The sequence below is a fragment of the Enterocloster sp. OA13 genome (assembly GCF_022440595.1).
Classification (GTDB): domain Bacteria; phylum Bacillota; class Clostridia; order Lachnospirales; family Lachnospiraceae; genus Enterocloster; species Enterocloster hominis.
Window position 1 is genome coordinate 3,061,358 of sequence record NZ_JAKNTF010000001.1, and the last position, 10,069, is coordinate 3,071,426.

At 50.6% G+C, this 10,069-nt stretch carries 6 protein-coding genes; all 6 read right to left on the bottom strand.

Annotation, left to right across the window (positions count from 1 at the left end; all coding sequences use genetic code 11):
* Window positions 1–7 precede the first annotated feature (7 nt).
* The 6 genes from MCJ35_RS13550 to MCJ35_RS13575 all read right to left on the bottom strand — a co-directional run bounded on the left by MCJ35_RS13550 (window position 8) and on the right by MCJ35_RS13575 (window position 10,065).
* Complete coding sequence (locus MCJ35_RS13550; protein ID WP_025486752.1) at window positions 8–613, bottom strand: TetR/AcrR family transcriptional regulator; 606 nt, start codon at window positions 611–613, stop codon at window positions 8–10.
* 157 nt (window positions 614–770) lie between these two features.
* Window positions 771–3,023: a diguanylate cyclase domain-containing protein gene (locus MCJ35_RS13555; protein WP_155858506.1), complete on the bottom strand. Its 2,253-nt coding sequence runs from the start codon at window positions 3,021–3,023 to the stop codon at window positions 771–773.
* 177 nt (window positions 3,024–3,200) lie between these two features.
* Complete coding sequence (locus MCJ35_RS13560; protein ID WP_155858505.1) at window positions 3,201–3,359, bottom strand: hypothetical protein; 159 nt, start codon at window positions 3,357–3,359, stop codon at window positions 3,201–3,203.
* Complete coding sequence (locus tag MCJ35_RS13565) at window positions 3,356–5,041, bottom strand: O-antigen ligase family protein (protein ID WP_240299527.1); 1,686 nt, start codon at window positions 5,039–5,041, stop codon at window positions 3,356–3,358. The genes MCJ35_RS13560 and MCJ35_RS13565 overlap by 4 nt, the downstream gene beginning before the upstream one ends.
* A gap of 26 nt (window positions 5,042–5,067) precedes the next feature.
* Complete coding sequence (locus MCJ35_RS13570; RefSeq protein WP_025486748.1) at window positions 5,068–5,598, bottom strand: hypothetical protein; 531 nt, start codon at window positions 5,596–5,598, stop codon at window positions 5,068–5,070.
* A gap of 57 nt (window positions 5,599–5,655) precedes the next feature.
* A complete protein-coding gene (locus MCJ35_RS13575; RefSeq protein ID WP_025486747.1) occupies window positions 5,656–10,065 on the bottom strand; it encodes an InlB B-repeat-containing protein in 4,410 nt (1,469 codons plus the stop codon).
* Window positions 10,066–10,069 lie beyond the last annotated feature (4 nt).

Here is a 10,069-nt window from a genome sequence, read left to right on the forward strand (position 1 = left end):
ACTTATGTTACAACATTACTTTGTTAAGCAGTATCCTCTCCGTAAGGGCGCCCCAGTCACCATTTTCATACTGTATCCCTTTCATGTTAGCCATTGCCGCCAGACCGTGTACGGTTGCCCACATTACCAAAAGGTCATCCCTTAATTCTTTTTCATCAATGCCCAGCTCCCTCATCCCTCTTTTTGCACCATTTACAAAAACTTCAAATGGAGTAAAGGAGCGGTTCCATGTGATTTCGGTTTCTTTTATCTGAATGCCCAGATACTCACTGTCAAATAAGAAATTAAAATAGTGGGGATACTTTGCAAAAAATTCCACATAGGCAACGCCCATGGAAATAGCAACATAATGACAGGGATTATCTTCAACCGCCTGCTCCAGGACGGCTGTAAATCTGCGGACGACATACCCGTACATCCCTTCAAGCAGTTCATCAATATTCCCAAAGTGATTATAACAGGCAGCCGCCGATACACCGACTTTCTTCGCCACCTTTCGTAAAGAAAACTTTTCAATCCCCTCCTCATGGATTAACTCAAGTCCCTGTTCAATAAGCGTTTCTTTTAAATTACCAAAATGGTATGGGGGTTTTCCGCTTGTATCTGTGTTCATATCATATCCCTCCAAATTAACAGGTGTTAATATATTATATCCATTATATTAACACTTGTCAACATTTCAACGGTATGTTACATGAAAAAAATTGCCGGCCATCACAGGGATGACCGGCAAACTGATTTTTCAAGTATCCTTCCTTGCCTTATTTCTTCTATATCCTTCTATTCCTTTTATTCTGTATCAGGAACATTGATAATATCTGGGAAATCAGCTGCAGGGTGCTGACTTCCTCCTGGGTCCACAGACGCAGTCCCGTGCACTCGTCAAATCCCACAAATCCGGCAAAGACAGCATCCGCTTCAAAGGCACACTGAAGGACGGAACAGATACCCTGGCTGGAAAACAAAGCTTCGTGCTCCGGTTTCAGGCTGTGGATATCCCGGCAGTAGAAAATCATATTTTCATCAAAAAGAGTTTGATAATCCCCATGCTCCTTATAATTGGCATTCTGCAGTCCCGCCATCTTGGAAGTAATGCCTTCATTGCACCACTCATAAGTATTGGACCCGTATTGCCCGTCTTCCGTATTCTCAAATATGTAAACACGGCTCACATCAAACTGCTTGCCCACAATTTCCAGGACCATATTGACCGTACGGTCAAAATCCTTTGTCTGGTAAAGATTACGGAACACGTAGCGCGCCAGGTTATCGAAGCCCTCTGCATACTGCCGCTCCGAATCAATTGCAGCGCCTATGGATGACAGGCCGCTTCCTCCCATATCAGCCGCAGTGCCGTCATTATAAATCACATAGTTATTCTTTCCCTTGCTCTTAGCCTGATATAAGGCTTTGTCAGCGCTGGCATAGATTTCCTTAAAGGAGGCGCCGTCCTTTGGATAGATGGCAATCCCCATGCTGCAGCTTACTTTAATAGGACTTTTCTCCGATTCGAACAGATGGCGGAACAGATGCAGAAGTTCCTCTGCTTTTTCCTCTGCGTCCTCAGCAGAAGTAATATCCTTCATGAAAACCGTAAATTCATCACCGCCAATCCGGCCCACCACATCGCTTTCCCGCATCAGCTTTTTCATGCCGGAGGCGATTTCCGTCAGCACCACATCCCCAATCATATGTCCCTGGGTGTCATTAATCTGCTTAAAATTATCCGTATCAATCATGAACAGGGCACCTATGGTATCCGGATTGGACATGAGGTACGTTCCAATCTGATGCTCTGTCTCCTCCCGGTTATAGATACCGGTCAATGCATCCTTCTCTGCCCGGTGTCTCAGTGTCTCCATCTTCCTTCTCTCTTCCGTCACATCCAGCCCTACGCTGTAGATGGAAGGGATGCCGTCCCAGCTGTCATCCCCGCTGATATAGCACAGGGTTACCGTCCATATACGTTCTTCCCTGGAGCGTGTGTACGCCCTTGCCTCCAGCACCACATTTTCCCCGGACTGCTTTAATCCCCTGGCCAGCTTGACGGCCCGCTTAAAATCGTCCGGATTCATATACGTACACTGGTTATGTAATTCCTCCTCAAACTGCACCTTCGTATAACCAATCATCTTGAGGAATATGTCGTTGTACCACAGCACGGTGCGGTAATCCCGGATATCAAGGCGTATCATGCCTGCGGGAACGGTCTTTAATATGGCCTCCCTTTCCTGGTCCTTTTTGGCAAGCTTATATTCAGTGCTGTACATGTCATAGGACAGCTCGATACGCGCCCTGCGTCCCTCCCAGTTTATCATACGGTCCTTGATGATGAAGGTGCGCTTCAGGTTGGGATTGTAAAACTCCCATTCATAGGTCCCGTCCTCTTCCAGATACTGGTTCGTACAAAATGGACATGGTGAGGATCTTCCCTGGATGACCTCATAGCACTTTCTTCCAATCAGCGCATCCGCATGGACCTGCAGCGTTTCACTGGCATGCTTATTCAGGTACAGCAGCTCATATGTGTCCATATCGCTGATGTAGACATTTCCCGCGTATTCGGACATCATCCACCTGAAATTCCCTGTCTCTTTCTCCCTGCTCCTGCCCAGCCTCTCCTGCTCCAGCATCCACTTACTGATGTCCGAGTACAGGATATAGAGGATTGGCGGGCCGCCTTCCGGTGATTCCACGATTGTGCCGTTCATTTCCACCCATATGGATTCCCCGCTACACACAGTCATGGGAGCCTGATATACGGCGCTTACCCGGCCCTGTGCATATGTCTCCTCAAAACAGGCCTTCATCCCGTCAAATACACCCGGCTCCATTCCGTAATACCGCCTGAAATCAGGGTATTCACGTAAAAAATCCTCTTCCTTATATCCCAGCATCTTATAAAATGCGGGATTGCACCAAATTATCGATAACGGATCATCCATATAATGTTTGCTGATTCCGGTACCCAGTAATCCTAAAATGTCCTCTGTCATCATCGTTCTTCCTGGCTGTGTCATCATCCAACCGCTCCCATTGCCTGTTCATGTAATCATATCCCTCGATTATACCAAAATGCCCCCCATATTACAAGGAGATGGCACAAGGACTTTTCCATAACCATGGGAGGACAGTCCAAGCCTGCGGAAAGCCCAGGAATCATTTTCCGTCATCCGGGAAATCCGGGAATACTGCTCCCATCATTCCCTGGACTCCCTGTATCTGTGAAGGTATTCCATCTGGGCATCATCGTCCGCCTGACGTCCGTATGGTATGGTTCCTGCAGCACAGCAATAGACGACAATTCCTATGATGCATACGGCTAAAAGTATCAGGATAACTGCTATCATCTTCTTCATTCCTTTCCATCCTGCTTATGTATCAAGTCTGGGATGCCTTTATCGGTCCCATCCTCCCCGGATACCCCCATGGCCAGCAGCATCAGCATGACAGGCGTCACGATGGGGACGCTGATATTGACCGCTGCCTGGGCGGCATAACAGATTACCGCAAAGGCAATTGCCATCACGTAGGGCCGTTTCCCGGCCGAACGGATCATTTTCCGGATGGATGTAACCAGCAACGCCAGATAGGCCGCAAGTCCGGCCAGCCCCACCGTTACCAGATATTGAAGGTATTCATTATGGGCGCTGTCGAAAAATTCCCCATAGCGCATCACCATCTCATCATAATACTTCTCCATGACAACCGCACCATATGTATCGGGTCCGGCCCCAAACAGTTTCTGTGTAAAGGGAAAGCCTCCATAGCTCTCCATTCCAATCCTCCATATGTACCAGCGGTGCGTCCCCCAGTCGTCATTGATTGCCAGGTACTGCGCCAATCCGCCGTAGTTTCCTGCATTTCCACGGACATTCACATCATAAAGGGCAAAGCAGGCCAGGATGACCACCATGGACAGGAACGCCAGCCAGACCCACCTCCCCCTGTTCCCATCCTGCATAAGGGGGTGTGTATCCGGCAGCCTCTGTATCATCCGGCACAGTATGAAGTACATGGCCCAAAGGGCCGCCACCAGGACAATCAGGTAATGGGAGCCGGATATGACCCGGTACAATCCTCCCATATGGCCTGCAGCGCCAGAAGACGGCTTTGTCATCCTGGGAAGGATCCAGAATTCAGACCCCAGCACTGCAAGTATGAAGATATAAGTCCTGGCCCCCCTTAGGTTCTTGAACGCGTACAGTGGTAAAAGCCCAATCAGGGCCAGTATTGCAAGGTAGGCATTATCGCTCATTCCGGTAATCAGTGCAAAGAACGAGACTGACATGCAAAGGAGATACCATGCTTTCCTTATCCCGGCCTCCTCCGTAAAGAATAGCAGGGCGGATGCCCCGGCCAGCAGGGCTGCATAGGATGTATATGTGTTAATATTCCCAATGGTGGATGTGAACATATAGTATTGTTCCGGATCCATCAGATTCTTAAAGCCGATGGGATCCATATCAAAGTACTGAAGGATTCCTATGATGCAGGCCGCCATGCCTGCCCCCAGGAACAAATCCAGATACCATTGTCTTAACCGCAGGTTCTTGCTTACGGCAAAATACATGAACGCATAGGCAATCCACAGCAGAAGGCCGGAGAACCTCCCATCGCTTCCCATCAGGGCCGCAGCCGGAGACGCGGACTTCAGGGTGGATATCCCTGCTATCAGTATGAAATCCAGCATGGACCAGTCAGCGGCGTTAAACAGCCGGTTCCTGCCCGGGTTCCTCACACAGCCAAGATAGATTGACAGGCTCAGAAAGATTCCATTTACCATCAGGAACACGGCTGCAAAGATAATTACAACCCTGTAATAAAAATATGTCTTAAAATTCAGTATGTCAAAGTAATAATCCCTGAACACAAGGGGGAACACCCCAATTATGATGACAGCGAAAACACCTGCCAGTGCACAATTCGTACTTTTCCATGCTGAATGGAACCTTACGATATTTAAAATGCCGGTCTTCTTACTACTATCCATGATTACTCCCTTTAAGGAAATCCCAGAAGCAGCCATGGCTGATACCATGGCTGCCTCCGATACTCCATCTGTTTTTACATCTTTAAATCCTTATTCTTCCGGTTCCTGCACATATAGGTATTGGCCTCATCCAGCATGCGCATCAGTTCCAGCGCGCTGCGGAACGCGATATAATGCGTTCCTGTGCAGCTGCACTGAAGCCTTCCCTGCATGGATGAATTCTGTCTATACAGCACATGGACCAGGATGACTGACTTTGCAGCTGTCACAAAGGGGAACATCTTCCCTGCCACATCCTCTTTGACCAGGACTTTTTCAGGCTTTTTTTTCTTTTTCCCCTTAAGCGCCCGATACTGCTGCTCCCTTTCCTTTTGCAGGAAACGCGGTTCTGTGGTTGCCATGGGGGCGCCTACCATTTCACATACCTCATCAAGGGCCAGTACCATCCCATGGATACCTTTAAAGTTTACAGGGCGGGGCAGATGATAATTCACAATGATACCGTATGGCACATTATTTTCATGTCCGTTGATACACACAAGCATCATGCACGCCCTGTCTGTACCTGCCATTTCAATCTGACGGCTCTTTTCTTCACTCAGCATGTTACACTCCTTTGCAGCACAACCGCAGACATATGTCTGGAACTATAATCGCCTGTTTTACGGTGTTTCCCTCATCCATCTGCCATTCTCATCCACCGGATATCCATCCGGGGTCATTTCATTTACATATAACGTTCCCATCGGCCTTCCGTCCAGGCCTCCGGTGCTGAAGTAATACCAGTACTCCCCAAGCTTCTGCCATCCGGTTGCCATGCCTCCGGTAAACTGGTTCAGATAGTACCACTTCATGTCCTTTGCATCATAGTACCAGCCCATGACCAGACGTCCAAAGTCAGCTCCCAGATTATCATTAAGATAGTACCAGTGTCCGCCCGCATCCATGTACCAGCCGTAATCCATGATACCGGCCGCATTAAAATGATAGGTGCAGGTCTGCCGGGCATCCTCGTACTTTATGTTGATCCATTGGTCTTTGATGGTTCTTCCGCTCCTCAGGATAAAGGACCATTGTCTTCCATCCGTGCCAATGCTTTCCCACCGTCCTTCCGTGCCGACGGCATAGGTCCTGTAATCATTAAAGGTTGTTCCCGGCCCAAGGCTTCTGCCCCCGCCGGAGCCGCCGCGTGAGCCGCCTCCACCGCCGCCTCCGCCGTTGCCTCCCGGCCGGTTGGGATTGTCCGGGTCATCCGGATGGTTCGGGTCATCGGGGTTATCCGGCGGATTGGGGTTATTCGGATCATCGCCGCCGGAAGTGATGGAATCCACAAGGGCCTTTAATGTATCATAGGTATCCAGAAGCTCGTCCACGGTCGGACGGTAGATCCTGTTGGCAACTTCCAGTGCGATATCAATTGCATCGCTTAATTCTTCCTTATCCTCTTCGCTTACCGATGGATTGTCCTTTAATGCCTGGGCTATGGAAATCTGGCCCAAAAGCTTCTGCCTTGCCTCCTGCCACTGGGTATCATCTTCCATCTGGTAGCGCACATGCAGGGTCAGGTTCTTTGTGACAGGTTCGCCCGTGTCATACCCGTTGTTCGAGGAGGCTGTCCTTCCCAGCCCATCATACTCCCACACAACTCCGGTAATGGGATCCGTATAGGCATCGAATATATCCAGTTCCATGAATCCCTGCGCATCCTCCAGGGCCGAACCGGACCTGACCTTGATGATATGTTCCACGGAACGCTTATCATCGATGATCCTCACTTCATGGGCCTTCAGGTATGTAAGTACATAGGTGCCTTCCACATTTGCATCAAAGGACACAACTCCTGTGAACCCGGAATCCGCGTCATCCGGATCCGGCTCCATGGGCACCTGCGTACATGTATATTCCCCGTCCAGGTCCTCCACGTTCCACAGCTGGTAATCCGTATAGCCTTGCATGCTGCGGTCAAGGACAGCGTATATCCTGATATCCGGCTCCTTGTCCACACCGGGCGGGATATCCTTGTTGCTGCCTCCCACCTGTCTTGTCAGTACGGACGATAAGGTCCACGGTACCTTTACCGCATCATTGCCAACTTCGGCTTTTACAGCCTCGGACTCTGATGCCTTGGGCGCCCGCTGGGTGAACTTGACTGTGTAGAGCACGTCAACCCCCGCTGTCATGGCGTCCTGGTCGCTGCTGTTATCCGTAAGTCCGTCAATCAGGTCCGCCATCCTGTCATCTGACAGGTCAAGGGCCACCGCCCCTGTCTTAGGCGTATAGTCAATGGAAGCATTGCCGGGTGTCGCTGCCGACACTGCGGCATAATAATTTGCCTGAAGCACCAGGTTTCCCTCCGGCATGGTGATGGTGGGGTTCCTCCTGGTCTTATCGGCCAGTGTCAGCCTGCCGATCAGCGCGCTCCACTGCCGGAATGCCTGTCCCTGGCTGTTGGTGGTTTCCGCATCCAGGGAAATCAGATCCCCGGCCTTTACCACTGCTGTCTTATCATCGTCAAAGTCAACGGTCGCGCCGCCCCGTACGATTTTAGTGATGAATCCGCCATTTGTAAGGGCTATGGTATAATCCTGCTGTTCCTGTGAATTTCCTATGACCGCTACCTGGGTGCCCAAAAGTATCTTATCGGCAGCCCCGGTGTCCTCTCCCGGCTGTTTTGCAACCACCACGTATAACTGGTTTGGCTCCAGCCCGCCAAGTACGGCACGGGGCGTGGCGCCGGAAGACATGACCCATCCGTCCTCATCTGCACCGGGGACATCCATTACATCCCCTTCAATATTAAGGATTGCATACAGGGTTCCCGGATCTGCAGGCTCAACCACCACCTGTTTCATACCGTTCCCATCGTCCTGCACATCGTAATTGCTGCCAAGGGCCGGTACCGTCACGCGCGAAGGCGGGCTGAAGGTACCTGGGTCCAGGTTCTCCGGAAGGATTACCCCCACATCCGGGTTGGCGCCCTGGGTCATCTCATAGACATAGTAGCTTGTACATGGGTTTAACCCGGTAAAACCGGCATTCTTTAACTGGCTTCCCAGTTTGGTCCCAACCACCTTATAATCCATATCAGTCAATGCGTACCTGCGGTTTTCGTTGGCGCCTGATACGCTCACCTTCCCGCTGCCATCGCTTCCTATGGTGCCCTGGGCATCCGGCATGGTCAGTATGTTATCATCGCTGAGCCCGATGGGGATGAACCTTGCCGTATAGGTCTGGTCCGCGTTGATTGTCTGTGGACCCTGCATCCTGTTCCCGTTTTCGTCAAACCAGCCGTCAAACATGTAGAATTGATCGGGATGGGTGCTGGGAAGTATCAGGGATGACCAGTATGTGCCTATTTCCACATGGCTTGTCTTATTCCCTTCTATGGCGCCGTGAGGCCCGGAGACAAACTTCAGGTCAAACCATTCGCCTTCTGTCTCCTCAAAGTTTGCAAATAATTTGATGGAGGTATTGATTACCGTGTCATCTGCCAGTCTTGGTCCTGTTTTATTGCTTCCGTTGGATGTGGCCTTATACCAGCCGTCAAAACTGTAGTGGGATGAGGGCGTGGGCATAAGCCCTTCCGTCACCTGGGCCAGGGTATTGTCCCCGGACTTTTTGACAAACTTAGGGGCCGTACTCCCGTTAAAGGATCCGTTCTGGCCATTGTAGAATTCTACTTTTGCCCAATAGTTCTCATCCGTCAGGTCTTCGGTATAGGTGATGGTTACGGTCCCACCCTGAAGATTCGGGGTCAGGCTCAGTTTCTTAGTCTCCTGGTCCAGGGATACCTCTGACAGGCTGTCCTCCCATACGATATTGGGCGGATAGACATAACCTGACATTTGATCCACGTCAACTTCCACCGGAACACCGGGATTCACGGACCGCGTCTCCTCTTCCCGCAGGATATTGCCGTGGTTATCCATACGCTTCACCCGGAGTATGGTTTCAAAGCTGGGGTCCAGTCCATATTGATAGGTAAATGTGATGGCCTGGTTCGGCATCTTTCCTGTAAAGTGATAGTCAGATGGATTAAGGCTGACCCCTGCATCCTCTGCAGAGATGACGCCCGTACCATCCAGATCCGTGATTCCTCCGTCCGTCAGTTCCGCTGATTCAATCAGATAGGAATTAATGACAGCCGGTTCAATGACATAGTCGGATTCCACCGGAAGGGCCCTGCTCTCCGGGGCTTTAATCTGATTGCCTTCCATATCCACGTACCGCACCGTGATTGGGAATTTTTTCGCTGGGTCAGGCTCATAACGGTAAGCCGCTGTCAGGTTGTCATTGGGCATACTGCCCCTTACCGCATAGGTGGAGTGATTGATGCTGGCCCCGCCCTCCGGCATGGTGCCCTGTCCGCTTGCCTCGCCGTACTTGCGGACTTTATTGTTCTTTATGAGAACGGACTTAAACCGGTATCCCGGTATATCCCTTCTGTAGGTTGCGGAAATGGGATTGTTGGCCATCTGGTCACTTTCCCAGGATGATTCGAAGAATTTCCTTAAATCAGGATCCTCATAATCCTCCGGCCATCCGCTGCTGTCGTTCTCATCCGCCTCATCCCTTACTGTGTTAAAGTCCCTGTAATGCTCTACCCTGAATGTATAGGGAGTTGTCTCATTACTTTTCCACACCGCGCTGTAGGTTGTCACGGAATCATACGGGAAAGCATATGGGAGTGTGTCCACCCGGTTGCCGTTGGCTCCATACCAACCGTCAAATGTATAGCCGTCCCATGTAATGCCGCTAAAATCCGGTACCTTTGGCCTTGCCCCTGACCCAAAGTTATCCGTGGGCAGTCCTGCAAAGTTGGCGGAACTGGTCAGGGGACTTCCTGCCTGCCCGCTTGCCACAAACAGACTGCCCTCCATGGCCCCGCCGGATGCCACACCGCTATAGCTGGAAAGCTGTACTCCCGGCCCATTCTGGGGATCGAACTTAATCTTAACCGGATCCCCGAAATTAACCGCATATGCCGGGTGTCCCGGGGCAGCCATGGAAAATACCATGACTGCCGCCAGCATCCCTGCCAGCTTTGATTTTATATTATATCTCTTTCTCATCCGG

What these genes read in the sequence shown, in the direction of transcription:
- MCJ35_RS13550 (WP_025486752.1), bottom strand. Translation starts at nt 613, where the DNA reads ATGAACACAGATACAAGCGGAAAACCCCCATACCATTTTGGTAATTTA.
- MCJ35_RS13555 (WP_155858506.1), bottom strand. Translation starts at nt 3,023, where the DNA reads ATGATGACACAGCCAGGAAGAACGATGATGACAGAGGACATTTTAGGA.
- MCJ35_RS13560 (WP_155858505.1), bottom strand. Translation starts at nt 3,359, where the DNA reads ATGAAGAAGATGATAGCAGTTATCCTGATACTTTTAGCCGTATGCATC.
- MCJ35_RS13565 (WP_240299527.1), bottom strand. Translation starts at nt 5,041, where the DNA reads ATGGTATCAGCCATGGCTGCTTCTGGGATTTCCTTAAAGGGAGTAATC.
- MCJ35_RS13570 (WP_025486748.1), bottom strand. Translation starts at nt 5,598, where the DNA reads ATGCTGAGTGAAGAAAAGAGCCGTCAGATTGAAATGGCAGGTACAGAC.
- MCJ35_RS13575 (WP_025486747.1), bottom strand. Translation starts at nt 10,065, where the DNA reads ATGAGAAAGAGATATAATATAAAATCAAAGCTGGCAGGGATGCTGGCG.